This is a genomic window from Methylocella sp., from assembly GCF_041905455.1.
In the GTDB taxonomy this organism is placed as follows: Bacteria; Pseudomonadota; Alphaproteobacteria; order Rhizobiales; family Beijerinckiaceae; genus Methylocapsa.
The window spans coordinates 1-25,684 of the sequence record NZ_JAYRLA010000023.1 but is presented as its reverse complement, the minus strand read 5'-3'; the positions used below and the strand labels follow the sequence as shown (position 1 = coordinate 25,684).

Below are 25,684 nucleotides of genomic sequence, written 5' to 3'. Positions count from 1 at the left end.
CATGACAGCCGCCGACCGCATCGTCAGGACCATCGCCGCCGACATCTCCGCGCGGCCGGAGCAGGCGCGGGCGGCGATCGAGCTCATCGATTCGGGCGCGACCGTCCCCTTCATCGCGCGCTACCGCAAGGAGGCGACCGGCGGCCTCGACGACGGCCAGCTCCGCCTGCTCGAGGAACGCCTGACCTATCTGCGCGAGCTCGAGGCGCGCCGCGCGGCGGTGCTCGACTCGATCAGGACGCAAGGCAAGGCGACCGCCGAGCTCGAGGCGAAGATCGAGGCCGCCGCCAGCAAGGCCGAGCTCGAGGACATCTACCTGCCCTACCGGCCCAAGCGCCGCACCAAGGCCGAGATCGCCCGCGAGCGCGGCCTCGGGCCGCTCGCGCAGGCGATCATCGAGGATCGTTCGTCTGCGCCGGCCGAGCTCGCGCTAGGCTTCCTCAGCGCCGAGATCGCCGACGCCAAGGCCGCGCAGGACGGCGCCCGCGACATCCTCGCCGAAGGCTTCGCCGAGAACGCCGATCTCGTCGGAGAGCTGCGCGCCTACATGCAAGACAAGGCCGTGCTGCGCGCGCGCCTCGTCGAGGGCAAGGCGGAGGCCGGCGCGAAATTCTCCGATTATTTCGACCATGCCGAGCGCTTTTCCGGCGTCGCCGGCCACCGTGCGCTGGCCATGCTGCGCGGGCGCAACGAGGACGTGCTCACCCTCGACATCGAAGTCGACGCCGACAGCGAGGGGCCGTTCAAGCCGACCGAACTGATCGTCGCCCGCCATTACGCGATCAGGCCGCAGGACGGTCCGGCCGACGCCTTCCTGATGGAGGTCGCACGTTTCGCCTGGCGCGCCAAGCTCTCGCTGCATCTCTCGCTCGACCTCATGAACGCCCTGCGCGAGCGCGCCGAGGCCGAGGCCATCGAGGTTTTCGCGCGCAACCTGAAAGACCTGCTGCTCGCGGCGCCGGCCGGGGCCAAGGCCACCATGGGGCTTGATCCGGGCATCCGCACCGGCGTCAAGGTCGCCGTCGTCGACGCGACCGGCAAGCTGCTCGAAACCTCGACCGTCTATCCGTTCCAGCCGCGCAACGACGTGCGCGGCGCGCAGGCCGAGCTCTCGCGCCTCATGCGCGCGCACAAGGTCGAGCTCGTCGCCATCGGCAACGGCACGGCGAGCCGCGAGACGGAGAAGCTCGTCGCCGAGCTTCTCGACGCCCTGCCCGCGCCGAAGCCGCTGAAGGTGATCGTCAGCGAGGCCGGCGCCTCGGTCTATTCGGCGTCGGCGCAGGCGGCGGCGGAGATGCCGGACCTCGACGTGTCGCTGCGCGGGGCGGCCTCGATCGCCCGCCGGCTGCAGGACCCGCTCGCCGAGCTCGTGAAGATCGAGCCGAAGGCCATCGGGGTCGGGCAATATCAGCACGACGTCAATCAGGCGAAGCTCGCCAAAGCGCTCGACGCCGTGGTCGAGGACGCGGTCAACGCCGTCGGCGTCGACCTCAACACCGCATCGGCGCCGCTTCTGGCGCGCGTCTCAGGGCTCGGCGCCTCGCTCGCGCAGGCGATCGTGCTGCATCGCGAGCAGCGCGGCCCGTTCGCCAGCCGCAAGGCGCTGCTTGAGGTCGCGCGCCTCGGACCGCGCGCCTTCGAGCTCTCCGCCGGCTTCCTGCGCATCCGCGACGGCGACGAGCCGCTCGACGCCTGCGGCGTGCATCCTGAAGCCTATGGCGTCGCGCGCAAGATCATCAAGGCCTGCGGGCGCGACCTGCGCGCGCTGATGGGCGACGCCAGGACTTTGAAGGCGCTCGATCCGGCGAAATTCGCCGACGAGCGCTTCGGCCTGCCGACCGTGCGCGACATCCTGATCGAGCTCGAGAAGCCCGGCCGCGACCCGCGCCCCGAGTTCAGGACCGCGAGTTTCGCAGAGGGGATCGACGACATATCCGACCTCAAGCCCGGCATGACGCTGGAGGGGACGGTCACCAACGTCGCCAATTTCGGCGCTTTCGTCGACGTCGGCGTGCATCAGGACGGGCTCGTCCATGTCTCCCAGCTCGCCGACCGCTTCGTGAAGGATCCGGCCGAGGTGGTGAAGGCCGGCCAGGTGGTGAAGGTGCGGGTGCTGGAAGTCGACCTCAAGCGCAAGCGCATCTCGCTGACCATGCGCAAGGACGGCGCCGCGCCGGCGCGGGCGCAGGAGACGCGCTTTGCTCCCGCCGCGCGCGACGAACGCCGCCCGAAGACCGAGCAACGCGCCGGCGGCGACGGCGCGCTGGCCGCCGCGCTCGCCGAAGCCATGCGGCGGCGCTGAGCCGGCGTTCTTCGTTCGAACAACAGGGCGCCGCGAAAATCGCGGCGCTCCGCAACTCGCGCCCCTCGCGCTTTTTTGACGATTTTGCCGCGCAAATGCGTCCGGGAGCACATCGGCGCAAGGCTCAGCGACTATATTTGGCGCAGATCTTCATCGTTTCGAAATCTCGCGGTTCGAACCTTGAAGCGCAACGATGCGCGACGCCGGGTCTCAGCGTCGCAACACAAGGCGGGCGCCATGGACACGGCTGTAGACTTTCGTCCCGAGGACGACGTCCTCGCCCCTCCCCACGCCGCGACGGCGGCCTTCGATCTCCCCGCCCCCCGCACGCGGCGCGAGCACGACCTGCTTGGCGAGCTTGAAATCCCCTCCGACGCCTACTGGGGCGTCCACACGCTGCGCGCCGTCGAGAATTTCCCGATCTCGGGCGTGCCGATCGGGCACTTCCCCGAGCTCGTGCGCGCGCTCGTCCTCGTCAAGCAGGCGGCGGCCCGCGCCAACCGGCGCCTCGGCCATCTCGAGCCCGCCCGCGCCGACGCCATCGAACGCGCCTGCCGCAAGATCCTCACTGAGCCCGCCTTCGCGCGCGAATTCGTCGTCGACGCCGTGCAGGGCGGCGCGGGCACCTCGACCAACATGAACGCCAACGAGGTCATCGCCAACGTCGCCCTTGAGCTGACCGGCCGGCCGCGCGGCGACTACCGGGCCATCCATCCGCTCGACGACGTCAACATGGCGCAGTCGACCAACGACGCCTATCCCACCGCCCTGCGGCTCTCGGCGATCTTCGCCGCGCGCGGCCTGTCGGCGGCGCTGCAGGACCTCGCCTTCGCCTTCAAGGCCAAGGCGGTCGAATTCGCCGACGTCCTGAAGATCGGCCGCACGCAATTGCAGGACGCGGTGCCAATGACGCTCGGCCAGGAGTTCGACGCCTTCGGCGTCACCATCGGCGAGGACGTCGACCGGCTCGCGGAGGCCGCCAACCTCTTGCGCGAGGTCAATCTGGGCGCCACCGCCATCGGCACCGGCGTCAACGCCGATCCGCGCTACGCCTCGCTCGCGGTGGCCGAGCTCGCGCGCCTGTCAGGCGAACGCCTCACCCTCGCCGCCAATCTGATCGAGGCGACCTCCGACATGGGGGCCTTCGTCTTCTTCTCCGGCGTCCTGAAGCGGATCGCCGTCAAGCTCTCGAAGATCTGCAACGACTTGCGGCTTCTCTCCTCCGGCCCGCGCGCGGGCTTTTCCGAAATCCGCCTGCCGGCGGCGCAGGCGGGCTCCTCGATCATGCCCGGCAAGATCAATCCGGTGATCCCGGAGGTCGTCAGCCAGGTCGCCTATCTCGTCATTGGCCACGACCTCACCGTCACGATGTGCGCGGAAGGCGGCCAGCTCCAGCTCAACGCCTTCGAGCCGACCATCGGCTATTCGATCCTCACCTCGCTGCGCATGTTGACCAACGCGGTGGAGACGCTCAACCAGCGCTGCGTCGCCGGGATCGAGGCCGACCGCAAGCGCTGCCTCGAGCTCGTCGAGAACAGCATCGGCCTCGTCACGGCGCTCGCTCCGATGCTCGGCTATGAGGCCTGCTCGCATATCGCGCGCCGCGCGCTCGCGGAGAACCGCCGCGTCGCGGACGTCGTCCTCGAAGAAGGATTGATGAGCGAAGCGCAGCTCGCCGAGCTTCTCGGCGTCGAGAACATGACCCGGCCGACGCGCATGGCCTCGCCCTCGTTCGATCCCAAAGCCTGAGCCCGCCTCTCGCGCGCCGCGTCATATAGCCTTAATGATACAGCTCTCGCTGTCCGCCGCTCCGGCGGACAGCGACGGAGCCGTGTTTCGAAGATGGATTTTCATAGTCGGGGCGAAGAACGGGGCCGGCTTCGCGCGGCGCCCGTTTTATGGCTTGCGCCCGTCTTCGCGGGCGCCCTCGCCGTCGCCATGGGCGCCTCGCAGGCGACCGACCGCTGTCCGGGCTATTCCTCCTGTCCCGCCGTCTACTTTCCGGACGTCCTTGCGGAAAACGCCGACGCCCTCGCCGTGCGCCGAGCCAACGCCATCGAAAAAAGAAACGCGCTTCTGCGCTTCGACGAAGCGAGGCCGGGCGCCGAAAGAAAAGCCCTGCTCGGGGCCATACTTGTCCATGACGAGACGCTTTCGGTCGAAAAGAACCAGGCCTGCGCGTCGTGCCATGCGTCCTACGCGGGCTTTTCCGGGCCGGTCGCGCTCATCAACAAAAAGACCGCGGCGAACCCCGGCTCCGTCGCCATGCGCGCCGGCCTGCGCAAGCCGATGAGCCTCGCCTACGCGACCTATGCTCCGGTCCTCGCCTACAACAACGCCGCCTCCGCCTTCGTCGGCGGCAATTTCTGGGACATGCGCGCGACGGGGCTCGTCACCGGCTCGGCGAGCGCCGACCAGGCGCAGGCGCCCTTCACCTCGCCTTTCGAGATGGCCATGCCCGATCCGGCCTGCGTCGTCTATCGCGTGGCGCGCGGCGCCTATCGCGCGAAATTCGAGGAGGTCTGGGGCGGAAACGCCTTCGCCGTCCGCTGGCCGGCCGGAACGGCGACGGCGTGCGCGCGGCCCAATTCGAGCGCCGACGCCGACCCGCGCGCTCTGGTCCTCGCGGCCGTCGACCGCAAGCAGGCGCAGGCGACGTTCAAGAACATCGCCTTGTCGATCGCCGCCTATGAAGCCTCGTCCGACGCCAGCCCCTTCAGCTCGAAATTCGACGCCGTGCAGGCCGGCAAGGCGAAATTCACGCCCGCGGAGCGGGCGGGCTTCGCGCTGTTCACGGGCGGCAGGGCGAAATGCTCGAACTGCCACACCGCCGCGGGAAAGCCGGTCCTGTTCACCAACTTCCAGGCCTTCAACATCGGGACGCCGCGCAACCCCGACATTCCTTACCTTTCCGAGAACCGGCCCGACGGCTTCGGCTATGTCGCCAATTCGGACGGCGGCGCCTTCGTCGATCTTGGCCTCGGCGGCTTCCTCGCCTCGTCCGCAGTCGTCAACAGCGCGTGGAAGGCGCAAGCCTCTTTCTACAAGGGCGCGTTCCGCACGCCGACGCTGCGCAACGTCGACAAACGTCCGCGTCCGGCCTTTGCGAAAAGCTACGCCCACAACGGCTATTTCCCGAGCCTCAAGGCGCTCGTCCACTTCTACAACACGCGCGGCATTCTCGACCGATGCCCCGACGGGCTGCAGCGCTACGGCGACACGAACGGCTCGAAGACCGTCGGCTACAACTGCTGGCCGGCTTCCGAGATCCCCGCGACGGTCAACTGGCAGTTCACCGGCCGGCTCGGCCTGAGCGATCTCGAGGAATCCCAGATCGTCGCCTTTCTGCGCACGCTGTCCGACGGTTACGATCCGTCGAGCGAGGCGGGCGAGTGAGGCGGACGGCGAGCCCGCCCGCCGCCGCGTTCAAAGCCCCTTCACGAACCGCGCGACGGCGCGCGACAGGCGCGAAATCTCCTTGAGCTGCTCGATCAGCTCGTTCGCGAGGCGGAAGTTCAGCACATCCGCTTCGTCATTGAGACGCGCCTTCTGCAGCACGTCGCGCCGCGTCGCGGCGGCGAGATCGTCAAGCTTCGCCTTCGCTTCGATCAGGCGCTCCGCCCTCTCCTCGTCGGGCTCGGCGATCAGCGCCACGGCCTCGTCGAGCCCGGCGAAGACGGTCTCGGCGAAGCGCGACGTCGTCTCGTCGCGCAGATGGACAAGGTCCGCCCCGCCCTCGAGCCGCCGTTTCGTCGCTGAGACGAGATTGGTCCTGGCGACGTCGCTGACCGCGTCGAGGCTTGCGGCGATCTGGGCGAGATCGAGCATCCGCTCCGCGTCGCGCTCGGAATGCTCCTCCTGCGTCGCCCGGCCGATATAGGAGAGAATCGCCGCGCCGAGCCGTTCGGCGTCCTTGTCCCTTTCAAGCAGGGCGGCGATGTCGTCGAGCCCGCCCTCGACCGCGACGGTCCCGCCGCGCCTGGCGAGGGCGGCCACCTGCCCGCCGTAGCGCGCGAGCTCGAGCCGCGCCCTCTCGATGGCGAGGCTCGGGGCGAGCAGCGCCTCCTCGTCGAGATAGATCGGCGAAAAATCAGGCTTCGGCGGCTGCGGCCGCGACGGCGCCAGAATTTGCGCGAGCCGCGCGAGCGGCCCCGTGAACCAGATGAGCGCGAGCGCGCTCGCCACGCTGAAGACGGTATGGGCGTTGGCGACCTGCCGCGGCGTCTCGGCGGCGAGGCGGGCGACGCCGGAAAGCTCGGGCGCGCTCGGCGAAATATGGCGAACGAAATCGGCGTATTGCGGGATGATGAAAACGAGCAGCAGCACGCCGAAGACGTTGAACAGCAAATGCACGATGCCGACCTGCAGCGCCTCCGGCGGCTTGCCTATGGCCGCGAGCAGCGCCGTGCCGCAGGTGCCGACGTTGGCGCCGAGAATGAGGGCGATGCCGGACTCGAGCGGCATCAGCCCCTGCGCGCCTAGCGCGATGATGATCGCGAGCGTCGCCGCCGAGCTCTGCACCACCGCCGTGAAGATCGCGCCGACGGCGACGCCGACGAGCGGCGAGCGCATCTCCTGCATGGCGTCGATGAACGGCTGGAACGTGCGCAGCGGGCGGGTGGCGTCGCCCATGAACTGGATGCCCAGAAACAGAAGGCCGAAGCCAAGAAGGATCCCGCCAAGCCGGCGCAGCTGCTCGCGCCGCGCGAAGGCGTGGGCGAGGAAGCCCAGCGCCAGCATGAACGGCGTCAGGACCGACATGTCGAAGGCGATGAGCTGCGCCGTGAAGGTCGAGCCGATGTTCGCCCCCATGATCATGGGGACGGTCTGCGCCAGCGTCATCAGCCCGGCAGAGACGAAGCCGACCATCAGCACGGTGGTGATGGTCGAGGAGTTCAGGAGCGCGGTCACCGCCGCGCCGGCGAGGAGGCCGCGGAAGCGATTGGCGCTGAGCCTGCCCAGAACGTCCTGCAACCGCGCGCCGGCCATAGCCTTGAGGCCGTCGGTCATCAGCTGAAGGCCGAACAGGAACAAAGCGAGGCCGCCGACGAGCAGCCCGGACATATGAATCAGATTGAGCTCGCCCAACTTTCGCACGCTCCCAGCTTCGCGCGCGCCGCCGCCTCGCGCACGGCGCGGCTCGCCCCGCGGGCAGATCAGGCTATCGCCGCGCCCACGTCAAGCGCGGCGGCCTTCGCCGGCGCTCGCCTGCGTCCCGCGCGAGCCTCGCTCCATTGAGAATTCGGGCGCCCGTTGATAGGCTCGCGCGCCGAATGGCGGCGGTGGAGATGGAGCTCGAGCGATCTCCTGCGCCTCGCCATGAGCGGCCCTTTCGGCCTCGTCGGCCCACCCGCTCGTCCGCCTGACGAAAGGACATTGAACGTGAATTTTCTGACCGCGCCGATTCCCCCTTCCTTCGCGCCTCCCCTCCTGTCCATATTCCGCGTCGTCGTCGGCCTCCTGTTCATGTCGCACGGGCTCGTCAAGCTGTTCGGCTTTCCGGCTGGCGCGGCGCCCGGCCAGGCGGCGCTGTTCAGCCTGTTCGGCCTCGCCGGCGTGCTCGAAGCGTTCGGCGGCCTCGCCGTCGTCCTCGGCCTGTTCACCCGCCCCGCCGCCTTCATTCTGTCGGGCCAGATGGCGGTCGCCTATTTCATGGTTCACGCGCCGAAGAGCTTCTTCCCGATCCTCAACGGCGGCGAGGAGGCGATCCTCTACTGCTTCGCCTTCCTTTATCTCGCTGCGGCCGGCGCCGGTCCGTGGAGCCTCGACGCCAGACGCGACGCCTGACCTTGCGAGCGTCCGAAGCGACATGCCGCTGAAAGTCAGAAGCGCGGCGCCGCGGGACGAAGCCTCCGCCGACTTCCGCCGCGCGCGCCAGCTCCGACGTCCTGGTCGGCGAGGCTAGACGCCGGCGCGCTTACGGCGACGAGAACCGCGCGGAAGGGCTCAACAAGCTGGCGAATCGACGCTAGTGTCGCCGCGAAGGCTTCGAACAGCCTGAAAGCCCGAACGCGCCGGAAGCCTGCTCCACAGGCGCCGCGGCGGAAAGCGCTCCGCTCGCGCCTTCGTGGCTTCACGAATTCCTTTCCGGCGCGACGGCGAGCCGCCGGACGCCTTGGGCCGAACGCCGGGAGATAAAGCCATGCCTCGCGCCAAATTCGCCTGCGTCGCCGCCGTTCTGGCGCCGGCGCTCGTCGCGTCGCCCGCCGTCCGGGCGCAGGAGGGCGCGCCGGTGAGCGTCGTTCCGGCGGCCTTGAAGCCGGTCTCGGACGCGAAGGAGTTCGTCGGCCGCGTCGAGGCGCCGGAGCACGTGGAGATACGCGCCCGGGTGAAGGGCATGCTCGAGGGCGTGCTGTTCAAGGAAGGCGAGACGGTGAAGGAAGGCCAGCCGCTCTACGCCATCGAGAAGCCGCTGTTCGAGGCCGACGTGCAGCAGGCCAAAGGCGACCTCGAGCGCGCCAAGGCTTCGGTGGCGCTGGCGAAGATCGAGCTCGGCCGCGCCGAAGAGCTTCTGGCCCGCAACTCCGGCACGGTCGTGGCGCGCGACAAAGCCGTGGCGGAGGAGGAGACCTCGGGCGGCGCGCTTCTTTCGGCGCAGGCCGCGCTCGACACCGCGCGCATCAATCTCGGCTATACCGACATCGCCTCGCCGATCGCCGGCCGCATAGGCCGCACCGCCGTCACCCGCGGCCATATCGTCGGGCCTGACAGCGGCGCGCTCGCGACGGTCGTCAGCCAGGACCCCATGTATGTGGTCTTTCCGGTGAGCCAGCGCGATTTTCTCGAGGCGCAGAAGAAAGAGGGGAAGCTGAACCTCGACAAGGTCGAGGTGCGCGTCAAATTCTCGGACGGCTCCGTCTACGGCGAAACGGGCCGGATCAATTTCGTCGACGTGTCCGTGAACCGCGGCGCCGATACAGTGATCGTGCGCGCCGACGTGCCGAACCCGGCCGGCAAGCTGATCGACGGCCAGCTCGTGCGCGTCGAGCTGACGGGCGAAACGCCGGAGGAGCGCGTCGTCATCCCGCAGGCCGCGCTCATCGCCGATCAGGGCGGCGTCTATGTTTTCGCGGTCGAGGACGGAAAGGCGGTCATGCGCCGGGTGAAGACCGGCGCGACGCAAGGGGCCGACATCGTGGTGACGGAGGGCCTGAAGGCCGGCGAGCCGGTGGTCGTCGACGGCTTCGAGAGCCTCAAGCCAGGCGCGCCCGTGCGCGCCGTCCCCGCGCCCGGCCTCAAGAGCTGAGCCGATGATTTCGTCCGTCTTCGTCGACAGGCCGCGGCTCGCCATCGTCATTTCGATCGTCACCGTGATCGCCGGCCTGCTTTCGATGCTGGCCATTCCGGTGGCGCAATATCCGGACATCATCCCGCCGCAGGTGTCGGTGACGACCTCCTATCCCGGCGCCTCCGCCGAGATCGTCGATTCGACCGTCGCCCAGCCGATCGAGGCGCAGGTGGTCGGCGTCGACAAGCTCATGTACATGAAGAGCGTCTCCGGCGACGACGGGTCCTACACGCTGACCGGCTCCTTCGAGCTCGGGACCAACCCTGACATCAACACCGTCAACATGAACAACCGCGTCCAGACGGCGCTCTCGAAGCTGCCGGAGGACGTGAAGCGACAGGGCGTGACGGTCAAGAAGAAGTCCTCGGCGCTGCTCGGCGTGCTCGCCGTCTACTCGCCGGGCAAAACCTATGATCCGCTCTACATCTCCAATTACGTCACCATCAACATCCTCGACGAGTTGAAGAGCATTCCGGGCGTCGGCGACGCCTCGCTGTGGGGCCCGCAGGACTACGCCATGCGCGCCTGGATCAAGACCGACCGGCTGACCGGCCTCGGCCTCACCACGCAGGACGTCGTCTCCGCGATCCGCGCGCAGAACGTGCAGGCGGCGGTCGGCCGGATCGGCGCGCGGCCGATCTCCGACGACCAGCAACTCCAGCTCAACCTGCGCACCAAAGGCCGGCTGTCCAGCGTCGAGGAGTTCGAGAAGATCATCCTGCGCACCAACCCGGACGGCTCGACGCTGCGGCTCGGCGACGTCGCCCGGCTCGAGCTCGGCGCGGCCAACCTCGACCGCGAGACGCTGTTCAACGGCGGGCCTGCGGCGGTGCTGGCGCTCTATCAGTCGCCCGGCGCCAACGCCATCGCGACGGTAAACGCCATCCGCGCGCGCATGGACGAGCTGGCCAAGGCGTTTCCAGCGGACCTCGCCTGGAAGGTGACCTACGATCCGACGACATTCGTCACCGAAACCATGCACGAGGTGCAGAAGACGCTGTTTGAGGCGTTCATCCTGGTGGTGCTCGTCGTCTACCTGTTCCTCGGCAGCGTTCGCGCGACGCTGATTCCGACGCTCGCCGTGCCGGTGAGCCTCATCGGCGTCTTCATCGTGCTGAACGCCATAGGCTATTCGGCCAATACGGTGTCTCTGCTCGCCATCGTGCTCGCCATCGGCATCGTCGTCGACGACGCCATCGTCGTCGTCGAGAACGTCGAGCGCGTGATGGAGGAGCATCCCGAGCTCACGCCCGCCGAGGCGACGAAAAAGGCCATGGCGGAGATCACGGCGCCGATCATCGCCATCACTCTGGTGCTGCTCTCGGTCTTCGTGCCCGTGGCCTTCATTCCCGGCATCTCGGGCGAATTGTTCCGCCAGTTCGCGGTGACGGTGGCGGTCGCGATGCTGCTGTCGGCGATCAATGCGCTGACGCTGTCGCCCGCGCTGTGCGCCATCCTGCTCAAGCCTTCGCACGGACCAAAGAGAGGGCCGATCGGCTATGTCATGCGCGCCATCGACCGCGTGCGCGACGCCTATGGCGCGGCCGTGGCGCGCATTGTCCGCTTCTCCGTCATTGGCCTCGTCTGCGTGTTCGTCGCCTCGGGGGGCGTCTACGCGCTCGCCAAATTGACGCCCACCGGCTTCCTGCCGGAGGACGACCAGGGCGCGTTCTTCGTCGTCGTGCAGCTGCCGGGCGGCGCCTCGGTCGGGCGCACGACGCAGGTGATCCGCAAGGCGGAGGCGCTCCTCAAGGAGGAGCATGCGGTCGAAGACTACACCTCCGTCGTCGGCCTCAACTTCATCGACAACTACTCGCAGCCCAACGCCGCCTTCATCGTCGTGACGCTGAAGCCGTTCGAGGAGCGCAAGGGCGTGGAGAACGGGGCGAACGCGATCATCGCGCGGCTCGGCAAGAAGATGCGGCAGATTTCCGGCGGCTCGGTGACGCCGCTGGCGCCGCCGCCGATCGTCGGTCTCGGCACGGGCGGCGGCTTCGCCTTCGTGCTGCAGGACCTGCGCGCCGGCGATCCCAAGGCGCTGGCGCAGGTGTTGCGCGGCCTGATCGTCGCCGCCAACCAGGACGCGAGGCTGACGCGCGTCTTCTCGACCTATACGGCGACGAATCCGTCCATCGTGCTCGACATCGACCGGGACAGGGCGCAGGTTCTCGGCGTGCCGCTCAACGACGTGTTCCAGGCGCTCCAGACCTCGCTCGGCGGCCTCTATATCAACGACATGAATCTCTTTGGCCGCACATGGCAGGTGCAGGCGCAGGCCGAGGCCGAGGATCGCAAGACCGTCGACGACATCTACCAGATCCATGTGCGCAACGATAAGGGCGAGATGATCCCGCTGCGCTCGATCGTCGAGGCGCGGGCGGACATCGGGCCGCCGGCGCTCATCCGCTACAACAACAAGCGCGCCGTGACCGTGCAGGGCTCTCCGGCGCCGGGCGTCTCGTCCGGCCAGGCGCTGGCGGCCATGGACCAGGTCGCGGCGAAAACGCTGCCGCAAGGATTCTCGGGCGCCTGGACCGACACTTCGTTCCAGGAGAAGCGCGCGGAAGGCAAGACGGGGATCATCCTCGCCTTCGCCGTGCTGTTCGCCTTCCTGTTCCTCGTCGCGCTCTACGAAAGCTGGTCAATTCCCGTCCCCGTCCTGCTCTCGGTGACGGTCGGCATGGTCGGCGCCTTCGCCGCGATCCTGATCGGACGGCTCACGCTCGACCTCTACGCCCAGATCGGCATGATCGTGCTCATCGGCCTGGCGGCGAAGAACGGCATCCTCATCGTCGAATTCGCCAAGGAGCAACGCGAGCGCGGCGTCGACCTGTTCAAGGCCGCGACGGAGGGCTCCCGCCTGCGGTTCCGTCCGGTGATGATGACCTCGCTCGCCTTCATCCTCGGACTGTTTCCGCTGGTGGTGGCGACCGGAGCGGCGCAGATTGCGCGGCGCAACGTCGGCGCGCCCGTGTTCGGCGGCATGATCGCGGCCTCCTTCCTCGGGATTTTTGTGATCCCGCCGCTTTACGTCCTCTTTCAGGGCCTGCGTGAAAAACTGCGCCCCGGCGCAAGGCCGCGAGCCGGCGTCCCGCCCGCTGCGTGAGCGGGCCCGTCCCATCCGAGCGCAAAGCCCACTTCAAGCCAGCAGGTGACGCGATGACCGAGAAATCAACCGACGCCAACGCCACGCTCGGCGACGAGACGTTCATGACGGCGGACGACCTCAAGGCCTATATGAGGGAGCTCGAGCGCGCCAGGGCCTCGAAGGAGTTCGCGGTCATGGAAGGCGCCGACAAGGCGCGCGCGGAGCTCGAACGGACTTTGAGCAAGCCGGTTGAGCTCACTGCGGAAAAGATCCACGAGATCACGGCCGCGCTGCAGATGAAGATGCGTCTCGCGGCGCAGCGCGGCGAAACCGAGATCATGGTCATGCGCTTTCCCAACAGCCTGTGCACGGACAGGGGCCGCGCGATCAACTACGCCGAGGAAGGCTGGCCGGACACGCTCACCGGGCGTCCGAAGCAGGCGTATGAGTTCTGGCGCGACCACCTGAAGCCCAGTCATTATCGGCTCAAGGCCATGATCATCGACTGGCCGAACGGCATGCCCGGCGACGTCGGATTCTTTCTCAGCTGGGCCTGACGCTCTCTAGGAGCGCCTCGAAGAAAGGAGACGGGCGCTCGCCAGACGGCGGGCGACGCGAAAAAGGCGGCCGGTCGGCCGCCTTTGCTCTCACATCGCCGCAATGGCGACGAACCCGCGACGCCTATTTGGCTTTCTTCGCGATGACAGCCATCAGCTTGTCGTTCATGTGGGAGAGGCAATATTTTGTGACGACCTTTGTGTTGCGCTCCACGTAACGCGGGTCGATTTTCGTGATATTCTTGCTTGAGTTGAAATATCCGCTCAGCCATGATTGCGCGACGGCGCGCCTGTCGTCGCCCAAGCCCTTGAACTGCTTGCAGGTGATGAGCGACATATCCACTTCTAGCGGACCGCCGACGCCCTGCTTGGCGTTGGGAACAGCGCGCTCGAGGCCGTTGAAAACCGACTCTTTGGGGTTCGTCCCGCACCATTTCTTGACGTTTTCGACATTCTGCTCGAAACCGTCAAAGTTGATGGTGGAATTATTGTGCTTCTGATTGAACCATCCGCTCATCCACGCCGCAAAACCGTGCGAAACTTCCGGCGGCATGGCGAGATAGTCTTCACAAGTTACTTTCGTGACGTCGTATGTGACTTGCGCATGCGCCACGGGAGCGTAAAGCGCGCCGGCGCACAACGAAAGTCCGACGATCGCGGACTTCAAGAAGGCGTTTCCTGATTTCATGGCTTGTTTTCCATTATTGCGAGGATTGGAGCAGGAGAGTTTTCGACGACCGGCGCTGCGAAGCGGCCGGCGATTCGACGGCGACGCCGGCTCACGCTTACGCCCGTTCCGAAGCTTTCCAGTCCGAGCGCGCACGACGTCGGAGGGCTCAGTCGGGAGACTGCGCTCGGCGAAGGTCGCGGGCGAGGAGATGAATTAGACATGGAGAGAGCGATACTAAAGCATGACGGGATAATTTCCGCGTCGAAGATGTCCTCAAGTTAAGCGGCGCCGTGGCGGTTTCTTTTAAACCGGCCACATTGGGAATTCCAGCGCATTTCGTCACGAAGCCATGTCGACGCGCGCCGCCATGGCGTTCCCCGCTCGCGACGCGCATCCTGATCGTGAGGCGCCGCCTTCCGAAGTGCGTCGCCGTCAAAGATGCGGCCTCCAGAGATCACGAACGAGGCTGCGCTCAAGCGAAAATGCGTTACGGTCGCCAAGCCGCCGCGATGATTTTCCCCAGGATCGGCGATATGGCGTTGTCCGAAACAAAAATATGAGGGCGACAGGCCTCTGGCATGGAAGAATTGGACGTTTCAGCCGAAGCCGCGCGCGCGGCGCTGCGGCGAATCCTCGAATCGCCCTGCTTCGACGCCTCGGAGCGTAACCGGAGGTTCTTGACGCATATCGTCGAGGAGACGCTGGTCGGAGACGATCTCAACGGAGCGCTGGAGGCGCTCGAGATGGAACGAACCCTCAATCCGAACGACGCCACGATCCTCGCCGATCTCGGCCGGCGCCATGCGATGCCGGCGCGATGGGACGAGGCGGCCCCCCTGCTCGGCGAAGCCTACGCCTGCAATCGGCTCCCACCCGACGGCTGCGCGGAAGCCCTCGCCTCGGGAGCCGCCCATGGCGGCGGGGACTGAGCCGTGCCATCGGGCGGCGCGCCATCATCCAGAAAGATCTTCGCGAGCTTCGCCGGCTACCGGATGTCGTGGCTTACGGCCGATCTTGCGGCCGGCCTCGCCATCGCGGCGGTCGGCTTGCCGAGCGCCATCGCCTACCCGGCGATCGCCGGCCTGCCGCCTCAAACTGGTCTTTACGCCTCCATCGCGCCGCTCGTCGCCTACGCGATCTTCGGCCCGTCGCGTCAACTGATCGTCGGTCCTGACGCGGCGACAATCACGGTGATGGCCGCAGTTCTCGGCGCCATGCCGGCTCTTCCCGTCGCCGACCGCGCCTCGGTCTCCGCGCTGCTCGCCCTCGTCGTCGGCGGATATTATTTCGGAGCCCGCCTGCTCGGCCTCGGCGTGCTCTCGACCTTTCTTTCGCGTCCCATTCTGCTCGGTTTCTTCGCCGGCATCTCGCTGTCCATTCTCGTCGGACAACTCAAGCGCGTCACCGGCGTGGACATCGAGGCGGACGGCCTGATCCCGCCCGTCGCCGAGCTTCTCGCCAAGGCGGGGCAAATCCACTGGCTCTCGCTTGCGCTCGCGCTCGCGATGTTCGGCGTGCAACAGGGCGCGCAATCTCTGCGCCTGCCCGTCCCCGGCCCGGTCATCGTCGTGGTTCTCTCCGTCGTCCTTTCGGCGCTGCTCGATCTCCGCGGCCTCGGCGTGGCGGTCGTCGGCGACATTCCCTCCAGCGTTCCGACCCTGTCGCTTCCGCGCGCCGCCGGCGCCGGCCTGGACGAGATCCTTCTCGGCTCCGCGGCCATTTTCCTCGTCAGCTTCGCCGCCGGCGTCGTGACGGCGCGCAGCTTCGGCGAGCGCGGCGGCTATCCGGTCGATCCCGACCGGGAGATGATCGGCTTCGGCGCCGCCAACATCGCCGCCGGGCTTTTTTCCGCTTTCCCGATCACCGCCTCCGATTCACGCACGGCGGTGAACGCCAGCGTCGGAGGCCGCTCGCAGCTCGCCGGCGCCGCCGCCGCCGCCACGCTTCTGCTCGTCATCATCTATCTGCAGCCGGCGCTCGCTATCCTGCCGATCCCGGCCCTTGGCGCCATCCTGATCGCCGCCGCCCTCAGCCTCATCGACGTCGCGGCGCTGCGCGAAATCTGGCGCATCAGCCGCGTCGAATTCGCTTTCGCCATGATCGCGCTGTTCGCGCCGATCAGCCTCGGCGTTCTGAACGGCGTGCTCGTGGCCGTCGGCGCGACCTTCGCCTACCTGCTGCACAAGATGATGTATCCACGCGACGCGCTGCTCGGGCGCGTTCCCGGCCGTGAGGGCTTCTACAAGCTGCACCGGCGTCCGGACGCGCGCGGCGTTCCGGGCATGACGATCGTGCTCATCCAGGGCGATCTGTTGTTTTTCAACGCCGACCATGAGCACGCTCGCCTTACGGCGATCGCCGACGCGGCGCCGTCCGACGTCCGCTGGCTGCTGATCGACGCCAGCGCCGTCACCCAGGTCGACTCGACGGCGGCGGCCATGCTTCACGAGGCGCGCGACGAGCTCGAGGCGCGCGGAGTGGCCCTTGGCTTCGCCGAGCTGCACGCGGATGTGTACAGCCTCCTCGACCGCGCCGGGCTCATCGCCGCGATCGGCCGGGACATGATCTTCGAAGACCTCGACGACGCCTTGCGCGCCTTCGAAATAAAAAACAATGAGGGACGCCATGAGCAGGAAGCGCAAGAAGATCGAGCGCTTCGGAAAACTGGCGACGTCCAGTCAGGACGAAGCGAAGAAAGTCCGCGACAAGGCTTATGAAAAGGAGCTGCGCCGCCTTCAGGCGGAGCTCGCGAACCTGCAGGCCTGGTGAAAGATTCGGGCGCCCGCATCATCGTCTTCGATGGTCGCGACGCTGCTGGCGAAGGCGGGCTGATCAGGCGTCTCATCGAACGGTCGGCCTGCGGGCATTTCGTCGTCGCTCTTCCCGCGCCGTCCGGCCGCCAGAAGACGCAGATCCACATGCAGCGCTACGTCGAGCGGCCGCCTGCGGCCGGGGAGGCCGTGATCTTCGACCGCAGCTGGCGCGACAGGCCGGGCGTCGAGCGCGTCATGGGATATTGCCCGGATCACGTCGCGCAACAGCTCCTGCAGAAGAGTCTCCACCTCGAAGCGCTTCTGACCGAAGCCGGCGTCACGCCGCTGAAATGCTTCCTGACGGTGAGCGAGGACAAGCAGGACCGCCGCTTCGTCAAGCGCATCGAAGATCCCGCGCAACGGTGGAAGCTGTCGCCAACGAGCCTCGGCTCCTACCGGCGCCGGCGGGACTACACCAGGGTCTTCGAGACGTCACATCGACGCCGGACTTCCACGCAATCGTCGACGAGCGACGCCTGCGCAATCCGCGCTGGCGTCGCTTGCGTCACCCTTTCTCCTTCTCCCCGCGCAGGCGGCGGACGAGCACAGGCAGATAGACGGCGAGCAGGATGAGCGCGACGATCAGCACGATCATCGCCATGGCCTGAAAGATCGAGAAGCGCACCGTCCCATCCGGGAGAAAGAGGCTCGAGACGGCGCCGGACAGGAACCGGAGCGCGCTGGCGGCCAGATCGTACATGGGAAAGCCTCGGAGCCTCGGCTTGGCGCCTACGAACGGCGCCTGCGGCCTGCGCCGCATTATCGAAGCGCTCGCCCCCTCTCGCAAGCCCTGCGTCGCTCAGTTTTAGATGTTTAGTCCCGGCATTTGCTGGTGGGGGTTGACTGTGAGCTGTGGAGCTCGCTTGTTCAACGCTCGCAAATGAACTCGTAACGCGTGAGGCTGCGCAATGTCTTGAGCCGGCGAGCAAAGTCGTACTTTTGCGGTTGCTCATGAGTTTCGTGGTAGAATTTGGAGTGACTCGGTTCCTTGGACGGTTCACGGCGTGGTCGGGTTAGGTCAGCTCATGGTTCAGTCTTTCGTATTCGATTGGCGAGAGATGGGCTGACGCGGAATGGCGACGTGACGTGTTGTGGAAGCTCTCGATGAACTGGAAGACAGCCATTCCGGCCTTGTTGTGCGAGCGGAGCCGATGGCGATCGGGCAGTTCGCATTCGAGCGCGGCGAAGAAGCTCTCGCACATCGCATGGTCATAAGCATCGCCGCCGATCCGGTCGACGGCCGCACGCCGGCGTCTTTGCAGCGGACGCCAAAAGCCCGCGACGCGCATTGCGATCCCTGATCGCTATGATGGATGACGCTATGTGGCTTCCGGGCGGCGAACGCCATGTCAAGCGCGTCCAGCGCGATACGGGTCTTGAGATCGGCCGAAAAGGACCATCCGGCGATCCGGCGCGATCTGGCGTCCATGACGACGGCCAGAAGCAGAAAGCGGAGCTCGTCCAGAACGGTGGATTGGCGCATTCGAGTGTTCCTCGCAACCTCTTCGTTCAGGTGTTGCGACGACCGTTTGAATGCGCCTGTCATACCGTGACGGGCGTGATGGCGCGGCATCCCAGCCAGCGCGCCGGCCGCTCGCGCAAGGAGTTGCTGGCGCGACCGCGCCCCTTCGCGCAACCGCGCGAGGCGCGCCGCCTCGAGCACAATGATGGCGACGGCGAGCTATACGAGCGGCGCGCGGACGGCGCGCGACATCGCCCGCGATCCGCTGCGCAGCAGCTCGGCCGACTATGACGCCGCGCTCGCCCTGCAGGCGCGGCTCGCCGCCCCCGAGCATCGGCTGCGCCTGCAGACCCTCGTCGACGCGCTCACGGCGCTCGGGCGCGGTCTCGACGAGCCCGTAGCATGTCGCTGATTTCGTCATAGCCGGCGCAGAAGAAGGCGGTGACGAACCAGGCGAGGAAGACGAGGAAGACCAGCACGCTCGGCGGCGGCAGGTCCGGCGCCGCCATCCACAAGGCCGCGGCCATGCCGCCGCCGACGATCGCGAAGGACAAGGCCATCGGCGAGTTCTTCAAACGCGCGGCGGGGTTTGGGGCGAGGGCGGTCATTCCGATGGCGGCGGGACGATAAGCCTATTCTTCCAGGGGCTCGTCGTCTTCGTTTGCAGACGGGGTTTCGAACCTAAAGCTCACCTGCGCATCTTCGGGCGGCAGTTCAAGGTCAGTGATGCCTTTCACTTCGAAGCGAGAGCCTGCAGCCTTTCTGATGTGATCATCGTCGGAGTAAATCACCGTTGCCGACTCGACCGCGGCAATAGCAACGATTTGCGCATCAAATTTCGCCTTGCCCTTTGCTGCGCTGGCATGGCGCGCGTTTCCATCCTGCGGTGCCGGACAGCGCGCAACGTCGTCCAAATGCAAGCGGTCGACGCCGTCATGCGATGCGACTGACGGTGCCGAAGTTCGATGATTCGCAGCGCGGCCGCTGTGCCGTCCCGCCGGTGGGCTTTCAAACACGCGCGTCGCGCGCGCCTGGATGTGCGCCGGCTTTTGGCCGCGTGACCGCGATCAGCGCGAACACCGCGACGAGCAGCAGCAGAGACGCGTGGAATCGGCCGAAAGCGAAACCGCCGACCGCGACAGGCTTGTCGATCAGGTCGCCGACCGTCGCGCCGAGCGGCCGCGTCAATACGAAGGCCGCCCAGAACAGGCCGACGCGCGAAACGCCGGTCATATAATAGAAGCCGGCGACCACGGCGAGCGCGGCGAGGAAGACGACCGCCCCGCCGCCGTATCCGAGGCCGTTCGTGTCGGCCGTCCAGTCGCCGAGCGCCGTTCCGAGCGTCTGCGAGAACAGGATCGTGACCCAGTAGAACCCCTCGGCGCGCGGCGTCGCGATCGTGTTGACGTCGACCGTGCCTTCGACGCGCCGCCACAGCGCGAGTGAGGCGAGGAGCAATGCGAGCAGAATGAGCGATCCGCCGAGATAGCCGATCCCGAGCGAGCGCAAAAGTCGGCGACCGTCGCGCCGAGCGTCGTCGTCGCGATGATCGTCAGCCAGTAGAGATAGGCGTTGAAGCGCCGCGCCCTGATCTGCGCGACGACCAGCGCCGCGAAAATGACGGCGAAGATGGCGGTGCTGGCGAGATAGCCGAGATCGAGCGACATGCTGAGCGCGTCGCCGCCGGTCTCGCCGAGCGTCGTCGCGAGAATCTTGATGATCCAGAAACCGAGGGTCGGCTCGGGGACCTTGCTTCGCGCGGGCGCATGATCGATCGCGTCCATTTCCTAGGCGCCGGACCCATAACGGTTTCGCGTAAGGCGGATTTGTGATTCACCGTCTCCGAATAGGAGACGGTGAATGATTCGCGAAGGGTTTTGGCTGACAGATGATCAGTTTGCGCGTCTTTCGCCGCTGCTTCCAAGCGACACGCGCGGCAAGCCGCGCGTCGACGACCGGCGGGTGATCAGCGGCATCGTGCATGTGCTGAAATCGGGCGGCCGCTGGGTCGACGCGCCGCCGCAGCATGGTCCGCGCAAGACGCTCTACAACCGCTTCGTGCGCCGGGCTGCGAAAGGCGTGTGGGTCGAGATCTTCCATGCTCTCGCCGCGGCCGGCGGACCGCCGGCGCAAGTGTTGATCGACAGCTCCGCGGTCAAAGCCCACCGCTGCGCCTCGGGCGGCAAAGGGGGGGAGCGCCGTCAGGCAATCGGCCGGTCACGCGGCGGCGGAACCACCAAAATCCACGCCCTGACCGACGCCTTATGCCGGCCCCTCGCCTTCATGCTGACGGGCGGCAACGTCGCCGATTGCGCCGCGGCCGCGCTGCTCTTGCAACAAATGCCGGCCGCCTCGATCCTGCACGCCGACAAAGGTTGCGACAGCAACGCCATCCGCCGCCAGGTCGAGGAGCGCGGCGCCATGCCGAACATTTCGCCAAAGGCGAACCGCAAATGGAAGAATTGCTTCCCGCCGTTCCTCTATCGCAACCGCAACGCCATCGAGCGCATGTTCGGCAGGCTGAAGGATTTCAGCCGCATCGCCACGCGCTACGACCGCCTCTCAGTCAATTATCTCGCCGCCGTCTGCCTCACGGCAACCGTCTCATACTGGCTATGAGTCCGGAGCCTATGTTGAGAACTCATACAATTTATTGATTCACTGGCATCTTCTCGCCATGATTTGGGTCTTTTGGAGGCGTGTCATGGCGAAGAGCCTGTTCTGGCTGTCGGAGGCTGCGTGGAAGGCGCTCGAGCCGCATCTGCCGCGCGGCAAGCCGGGCAAGCCGCGCGTCGACGATCGCACGGTCATCTCCGGCATCCTGCATGTGTTGAAGACGGGATGCCGCTGGCGCGACGTTCCGCCCGCCTATGGGCCGCCGACGACCATCTACAACCGCTACAATCGCTGGTCGCAGCGCCGCATCTGGCATCGCATCTTCGAGAAGATGGCGGCGACCGGCCCGGTTCCTGACGAGCTTTCAATCGACTCAAGCCACGTCAAGGCGCACCGCTCGGCGAGCGGCGCAAAAAGGGGGAGTTCGCCGAGGCGATCGGCCGTTCGCGCGGCGCAAGAACGAGCAAGATCCATTGCGTGGCCGATGATCGCGGCCGACCGGTCGCTTTCGCGCTGACGCCCGGAAACGTCGCCGACGTCTCGATGGCGGCTCCCCTGCTCGAAACTGTCGAAGCGCCGAAACGGCTGCTCGCCGACAAGGCCTATGACGCCGACAGCCTGCGCAAATGGCTCAAACAACGGAAGGTCAGACCGGTCATCCCTTCCACCGCAACTCGGCGCGCGCCTTACCCGTTCAACGCCAAGGCCTACAAGCGCAGAAACGTCATCGAACGCCTGTTTTGCAGGCTGAAAAACCGGCGACGCATCGCCACACGATACGATCGGATCGCCGCCAATTACCTCCCCGCAATCGCCCTCGTAGCCGCCGTCATCTCATGGACTTGAGTGAGGCCCCTAAATATCTCGCCAAGAAGGACGGCGAGTTCAGGAACGAAAAGCACCGCAAGCAATGGCGAAGCACGCTTGACACCTATGCTGCGCCTGAGTGTGGGCAATTCACGAATGTTCCGTGAGGAATCCGACGAAGTTTCCCGCCGCATTGACGAAGCGAGCGGCGTTCCCGGCACCATGCCCACACACAACCACGGGCGGACAGTCCCGGCGCACCGTTTGGGATGGAAGGAATGATTTAAGATTGGCCGGGGGCGTTGTGGTTGGCACTGCCTCGCCCCGGCCGATAGCGACGACGTATGCCCTGCGGTCGTCGCTTCCTTGCCCGCCAGCCCGCAAAGCTGGCGGACTTTTTGCTTCGGCGTCGGGCAGCACAACAGGTAAGTTTTGCACCTATTTGGGCTTGCCGGACCACATGCGAAATTCAAACGGTTCGTCCGGTCGATTGGGCTTCCTGCCAAGGTCTTCGCGAATAGCGAATATAAGGGCAGTCAATAGTTCGTCGTGACGATCCAAGGTTTTGCCGGTGTTCGAATCGGCCGTTTCGTCAAGGTAGCCGCGAAGGGCAACCAACACAGCGGGCGAGCCGACAAGGAATATGTCGTTGGCAGCATCGGCGAAGGTAATCCGTTCTGCATCTGTAGGCTTCGGACCAACTATCGCACTTAGCGCCGTCATGAACCGCTTGTAATGCGTGAGCTTCACCGCCCGCCATTCGGCTTCACGGTCTTTCGCCTTGGTCAGATAAGATGTGATCGCAGCAGCGACGATGCTGCCCACAACCGTAATAATCGCGACGACGATTGTTCCGTTCATTGAAACTTCCGTCGTCTAAAGGCCTCAACGTCCTGCGCGGTGAGCTTGAACCATTCGCCGTTGGCCCGACGATCATCGAAGCGACGATGCCAGTAAGCTTCAATACCGGGCGGATCGTCGGTTCGGATCGTGTGAAACAGTTCGGCCTTGTCGGGCAAGGCGATGGTGATTTGCTTGAAGCGCCGTTCCGCGTCGTCGCTGCGGCCGATCTTATAGAAGTCGCCGGACTTAATGAGATACACGAAGCCTTCGACCGGCTTAGATGAAGGTTTCCGCAGCAATGCGTCGTTGCTTTGTTCAGGCAACATCGCAGCAACGTCGTATAGAGCCGCATCGGCCGCTACATGCTTGGCAAGGGCGGCGATCATGTCGGATCGACGCCCGAAATTGTTTTGGATCACTTTCGGATGCGGGATTGAAGGATCGGTTCGCCGCAGCATCTCCATTTCAGAGTTCGTCGGCAAACGCCCATAGTGGCGGCAAGCTGCAATTACCCCCGAAAGGATTGCATTCGTGTCGGACCTTCCCGTCCAATCGTTCGGCTGGAACCCCGCTTCCGTTAGCGCATCGCCCCATCGCGCCCAAAACCGACCGCGCCATTGATGTTCAGCAATGCCCGTCTCTTTGGCGAACAGCTTTTGCCCCGGAGCCTGCCCGCCATTTGCCGAAGCTAACCGTCGAATCTCTTGAAGAATGAAATCCCGCATTCAGATAACGTAGACAGCCTTCCTATCGGGCGGAACAGCAATTCGGCCGTTCACGTCCGCGTGATCGCAGCGGCCGCGCGAGTTGCTAAGTGTGGGCAAAAGCCCCGATCCTACCGCCCGATTTGCTGTAGTAGATCGTTAGTAGGTTTTCTGAAATTCGGAAAAATACAACAAAATCAATGCGTAATGGCGGAAGAGGTGGGATTCGAACCCACGGACGGGTCGCCCCGTCGCCGGTTTTCAAGACCGGTTCCTTAAACCGCTCGGACACTCTTCCCCGGCGCCGCGGCCATCCGCCCTTTATATCGCTTCGCTCGAGAATGAAAACGCCTGGCGACCCTGCGCGGAGCGTTCCGGATTTTGCAAATGGCGCATGCGCGCCGCCGTTAACGCGACGCTAAGCATGTTTCGACAACCTTTAGTAAACGTTACGCCCTATCCGAAGCTGCGCGGACCGCCGCGCGCCGTCCTGCTCTCGACCCGCTTCTGGAGGAAGACATATGCTCCGCAAAGCGCTTCTGACGACTTTCGCGGCCGCTTGGGCGGGCGCCGCCGTCGCGGCGGACGCGCCCTATGACGCAGCCCCGGCCTATGCGCCGACGCCGATCTTCAGCTGGACCGGGTTTTATCTCGGCGGGCAGATCGGCTACGCTTGGGCGACGAACACGCTGGCGAGTTATGGGCCTTATTACTCATACTCCGGCGTCAACTACAGCCCGAACGGCGTCGTGGGCGGCGCCCATGTCGGCTACAACTATCAGATGAACCAGTTCGTGCTGGGCCTCGAAGGCGACGTCGAGGGCAGCGGCGTCTCGCAAAGCTACGGCTTCGGCCCGACGCTGCACCGGGCCTCGATCCCGGTTCAGGGAACGATCCGCGGCCGCTTCGGCTTCGCGCTCGACCGAGCGTTGCTCTACGTCACGGGCGGCGCGGCCTTCGCCGGCGTCGACACGTCCTATCAGTCCTGGATGGGCTACGATTCGCTGTCGCGCTCCAGCGCCGGGTGGACCATCGGCGGCGGCCTCGAATATGCGATCACGCCTGAATGGTCGGCGCGCGCGGAATATCGCTATACGGACCTCGGCTCCTTCACGGATTACGTCTCAGCCCCCGGGCCCGGCTCGAGCGTGACCAACCATCTGACGTCGCACACCGTGAGGCTCGGCTTCAGCTATCGTTTCGCGTCGCCGATCTTCGGGCGCTGATCCGTCGCGCAAATTGGCTTCGCCGCGCGCGCTTCGTTGCCGGCAAGCCACACCTTCAGATAATTACGCCGCGAAATTGACGTTTTTGCAGCGGTCCGCGTTGGTCGGGCTGTCTAATCCGGGTAATCTGACGCAATAGGAGGTATCATAATGCTGCGTCGAGTGCTTTTCGCTTCCGCCGGCGCCGTCGCGCTGGTCGGTTCCGCGTTTGCAGCCGACCTGCCGTCGCGCGCTCCGCCGCCGGTCTACGTGCCGCCGGCCCCCATCTTCACTTGGACCGGCGTCTACGCCGGCGGCCAGGTCGGCTATGCGTTCGCCAAGCAGAACGCCAATTACGGCGATTCCGTCGGCGGCTACTCGTCGTTCTCGCAGAATACGGACGGCGTGATCGGCGGCGCGCATGTCGGCTATAATTTGCAGCTCAACCAGTTCGTCGTCGGCCTCGAAGGCTCGGTCGACGGCACGAGCATCGGCCAAAATGCGCATCTCGGCCTGTTCGGCGGCGCAGACCCGGCCGTCAGCTATAGTGTCAGCAGCGACGTCCAGGGCTCGATCCGCGGCCGCGTCGGCTACGCCTGGGACCGCGTGCTGATCTACGCCACCGGCGGCGTCGCCTTCGCCAGCACGAAGATCAACGTGTCTACGCCGTTCACCTATGACAGCGCCAGCAACAGCCGCGTCGGCTGGACGGTCGGAGGCGGCGTCGAATACGCCGTGACCAACAACTGGTCGATCCGCGCCGAGTACCGCTATTCGGACTTCGGCCATCCGACTTTCTATCCGACGAACCTCTCCGCCATCGAGCCGGGCATCTATTTCCAGCGCCAGCTGAAACAGAATCAGGTGCAGGCCGGCTTCAGCTACAAGTTCGACCTCGCGCCGCCCCCGGCGCCAGTCGTCGCCAAATATTGAACAAAAACTTAACATACGCGATGTCAAGCGCCCTCGCGCCCTCGAAGCCCGACGGAATCCGTCGGGCTTTTTCTTTAAGAAAGTAGTAATAACTTCACGTTGTGTAACTAAATCTTGAAAACCAATGTGGCATTTGCGCCACTGCCGCGAACTTAGGGCGCGGCGCGCCCCTCAACCAGCCCCAGAACTCTTGCGTCGGCCTCGGAAACGGCTAGTTTTCGGGAGCTTTAGATCTAAAGGAGAAAGCAATGCTTCGTTCCATCCTCCTGGCTTCGGCGGGCGCCATCGCTCTCGCCGGAAGCGCCATGGCGGCGGATCTGCCGTCGCGGGCTCCGCCGCCGGTCTACGTGCCGCCGGCGCCCATCTTCACCTGGACCGGCGTCTACATCGGCGGCC

Annotated in this window: 22 protein-coding genes, 1 tRNA gene and 2 pseudogenes; 15 read left to right on the top strand and 10 right to left on the bottom strand. The window is 65.8% G+C overall.

Translation table 11 applies throughout. The features are described 5' to 3' along the window. The first annotated feature begins 1 nt into the window (after nt 1). The 3 genes from ACE3OG_RS15030 (at nt 2) to ACE3OG_RS15020 (ending at nt 5,698) form a co-directional block, all read left to right on the top strand. Nucleotides 2-2,302, top strand: a complete 2,301-nt coding sequence (locus tag ACE3OG_RS15030) for a Tex family protein (RefSeq protein WP_374310081.1) — start codon at nt 2-4, stop codon at nt 2,300-2,302. A 237-nt stretch (nt 2,303-2,539) separates the two neighbouring features. Further along, a complete protein-coding gene (locus ACE3OG_RS15025; protein ID WP_374310079.1) occupies nt 2,540-4,051 on the top strand; it encodes an aspartate ammonia-lyase in 1,512 nt (503 codons plus the stop codon). Between the two features lie 189 nt (nt 4,052-4,240). Beyond that, on the top strand, nt 4,241-5,698 hold the full coding sequence (locus tag ACE3OG_RS15020; protein ID WP_374310077.1) for a cytochrome-c peroxidase: 1,458 nt from the start codon (nt 4,241-4,243) through the stop codon (nt 5,696-5,698). A gap of 30 nt (nt 5,699-5,728) precedes the next feature. Here the strand turns inward: ACE3OG_RS15020 and ACE3OG_RS15015 are convergent, their stop codons facing one another. Next, entirely contained in the window at nt 5,729-7,399 is a 1,671-nt protein-coding gene (locus tag ACE3OG_RS15015; RefSeq protein ID WP_374310075.1) for a Na/Pi cotransporter family protein, read from the bottom strand. A gap of 279 nt (nt 7,400-7,678) precedes the next feature. Between ACE3OG_RS15015 and ACE3OG_RS15010 the strand changes: the two genes are divergently transcribed. The 4 genes from ACE3OG_RS15010 to ACE3OG_RS14995 all read left to right on the top strand — a co-directional run bounded on the left by ACE3OG_RS15010 (nt 7,679) and on the right by ACE3OG_RS14995 (nt 13,235). After that, nucleotides 7,679-8,089 carry a DoxX family protein gene (locus ACE3OG_RS15010; RefSeq protein WP_374310073.1) on the top strand — a complete coding sequence of 137 codons (411 nt, stop codon included), beginning with the start codon at nt 7,679-7,681 and terminating at the stop codon, nt 8,087-8,089. 355 nt (nt 8,090-8,444) lie between these two features. Further along, nucleotides 8,445-9,548 carry an efflux RND transporter periplasmic adaptor subunit gene (locus ACE3OG_RS15005; protein WP_374310071.1) on the top strand — a complete coding sequence of 368 codons (1,104 nt, stop codon included), beginning with the start codon at nt 8,445-8,447 and terminating at the stop codon, nt 9,546-9,548. 4 nt (nt 9,549-9,552) lie between these two features. Next, nucleotides 9,553-12,696, top strand: coding sequence for an efflux RND transporter permease subunit (locus ACE3OG_RS15000; protein WP_374310069.1), 3,144 nt, complete (start codon nt 9,553-9,555; stop codon nt 12,694-12,696). 53 nt (nt 12,697-12,749) lie between these two features. After that, on the top strand, nt 12,750-13,235 hold the full coding sequence (locus tag ACE3OG_RS14995; RefSeq protein WP_374310067.1) for a hypothetical protein: 486 nt from the start codon (nt 12,750-12,752) through the stop codon (nt 13,233-13,235). Nucleotides 13,236-13,359: 124 nt separating this feature from the next. Here the strand turns inward: ACE3OG_RS14995 and ACE3OG_RS14990 are convergent, their stop codons facing one another. Beyond that, nucleotides 13,360-13,923, bottom strand: coding sequence for an HdeA/HdeB family chaperone (locus tag ACE3OG_RS14990; RefSeq protein WP_374310064.1), 564 nt, complete (start codon nt 13,921-13,923; stop codon nt 13,360-13,362). 659 nt (nt 13,924-14,582) lie between these two features. Between ACE3OG_RS14990 and ACE3OG_RS14985 the strand changes: the two genes are divergently transcribed. The 3 genes from ACE3OG_RS14985 to ACE3OG_RS14975 all read left to right on the top strand — a co-directional run bounded on the left by ACE3OG_RS14985 (nt 14,583) and on the right by ACE3OG_RS14975 (nt 17,291). Beyond that, a complete protein-coding gene (locus ACE3OG_RS14985; RefSeq protein ID WP_374310062.1) occupies nt 14,583-14,834 on the top strand; it encodes a hypothetical protein in 252 nt (83 codons plus the stop codon). Nucleotides 14,835-14,897: 63 nt separating this feature from the next. Further along, nucleotides 14,898-16,622, top strand: coding sequence for a SulP family inorganic anion transporter (locus tag ACE3OG_RS14980; protein ID WP_374310060.1), 1,725 nt, complete (start codon nt 14,898-14,900; stop codon nt 16,620-16,622). Nucleotides 16,623-16,670: 48 nt separating this feature from the next. Further along, a complete protein-coding gene (locus ACE3OG_RS14975) occupies nt 16,671-17,291 on the top strand; it encodes a hypothetical protein (protein ID WP_374310058.1) in 621 nt (206 codons plus the stop codon). Here the strand turns inward: ACE3OG_RS14975 and ACE3OG_RS14970 are convergent. Further along, nucleotides 17,224-17,418 carry a hypothetical protein gene (locus ACE3OG_RS14970; RefSeq protein WP_374310056.1) on the bottom strand — a complete coding sequence of 65 codons (195 nt, stop codon included), beginning with the start codon at nt 17,416-17,418 and terminating at the stop codon, nt 17,224-17,226. The genes ACE3OG_RS14975 and ACE3OG_RS14970 overlap by 68 nt on opposite strands. A 313-nt stretch (nt 17,419-17,731) precedes the next feature. Then, nucleotides 17,732-18,168, bottom strand: a pseudogene (locus tag ACE3OG_RS14965) (transposase); the annotation flags it as partial. Between the two features lie 217 nt (nt 18,169-18,385). On the opposite strand from ACE3OG_RS14965, the gene ACE3OG_RS14960 reads away from it, so the two are divergent. Next, nucleotides 18,386-18,592: a hypothetical protein gene (locus ACE3OG_RS14960; protein ID WP_374310054.1), complete on the top strand. Its 207-nt coding sequence runs from the start codon at nt 18,386-18,388 to the stop codon at nt 18,590-18,592. Here the strand turns inward: ACE3OG_RS14960 and ACE3OG_RS14955 are convergent. From ACE3OG_RS14955 to ACE3OG_RS14945, 3 genes and pseudogenes are all read right to left on the bottom strand, one after another. After that, nucleotides 18,546-18,740, bottom strand: coding sequence for a hypothetical protein (locus tag ACE3OG_RS14955; protein ID WP_374310052.1), 195 nt, complete (start codon nt 18,738-18,740; stop codon nt 18,546-18,548). The two genes, ACE3OG_RS14960 and ACE3OG_RS14955, sit on opposite strands and share 47 nt — an antisense overlap. A 72-nt stretch (nt 18,741-18,812) precedes the next feature. Then, nucleotides 18,813-19,100: a hypothetical protein gene (locus ACE3OG_RS14950; protein WP_374310050.1), complete on the bottom strand. Its 288-nt coding sequence runs from the start codon at nt 19,098-19,100 to the stop codon at nt 18,813-18,815. An 88-nt stretch (nt 19,101-19,188) separates the two neighbouring features. Continuing rightward, nucleotides 19,189-19,964 (bottom strand): annotated as a pseudogene (locus ACE3OG_RS14945) (hypothetical protein). 76 nt (nt 19,965-20,040) lie between these two features. Here ACE3OG_RS14945 and ACE3OG_RS14940 point away from each other — a divergent pair. Beyond that, nucleotides 20,041-20,799 (top strand): IS5 family transposase, encoded by a 759-nt coding sequence (locus tag ACE3OG_RS14940; protein WP_374310048.1) that lies wholly within the window; start codon nt 20,041-20,043, stop codon nt 20,797-20,799. A gap of 85 nt (nt 20,800-20,884) precedes the next feature. Beyond that, nucleotides 20,885-21,642 (top strand): IS5 family transposase gene (locus tag ACE3OG_RS14935; protein ID WP_374310046.1). Its coding sequence is split into 2 segments (ribosomal slippage): nt 20,885-21,208 and nt 21,211-21,642, totalling 756 coding nucleotides; the frame shifts between segments, so codons are not numbered across the junction. Between the two features lie 399 nt (nt 21,643-22,041). On the opposite strand, the gene ACE3OG_RS14930 is transcribed toward ACE3OG_RS14935, so the two are convergent. The 3 genes from ACE3OG_RS14930 to ACE3OG_RS14920 form a co-directional block, all read right to left on the bottom strand. Beyond that, complete coding sequence (locus ACE3OG_RS14930) at nt 22,042-22,464, bottom strand: hypothetical protein (protein WP_374310044.1); 423 nt, start codon at nt 22,462-22,464, stop codon at nt 22,042-22,044. After that, a complete protein-coding gene (locus ACE3OG_RS14925; protein ID WP_374310042.1) occupies nt 22,461-23,171 on the bottom strand; it encodes a GIY-YIG nuclease family protein in 711 nt (236 codons plus the stop codon). The genes ACE3OG_RS14930 and ACE3OG_RS14925 overlap by 4 nt, the downstream gene beginning before the upstream one ends. A 187-nt stretch (nt 23,172-23,358) precedes the next feature. Then, nucleotides 23,359-23,448 (bottom strand) — tRNA-Ser (locus tag ACE3OG_RS14920). Nucleotides 23,449-23,671: 223 nt separating this feature from the next. Between ACE3OG_RS14920 and ACE3OG_RS14915 the strand changes: the two genes are divergently transcribed. Together ACE3OG_RS14915 and ACE3OG_RS14910 are read left to right on the top strand one after the other, a co-directional pair. Continuing rightward, complete coding sequence (locus ACE3OG_RS14915; protein ID WP_374310040.1) at nt 23,672-24,376, top strand: outer membrane protein; 705 nt, start codon at nt 23,672-23,674, stop codon at nt 24,374-24,376. 150 nt (nt 24,377-24,526) lie between these two features. Then, complete coding sequence (locus ACE3OG_RS14910; RefSeq protein ID WP_374310038.1) at nt 24,527-25,288, top strand: outer membrane protein; 762 nt, start codon at nt 24,527-24,529, stop codon at nt 25,286-25,288. Nucleotides 25,289-25,684: the final 396 nt, after the last annotated feature.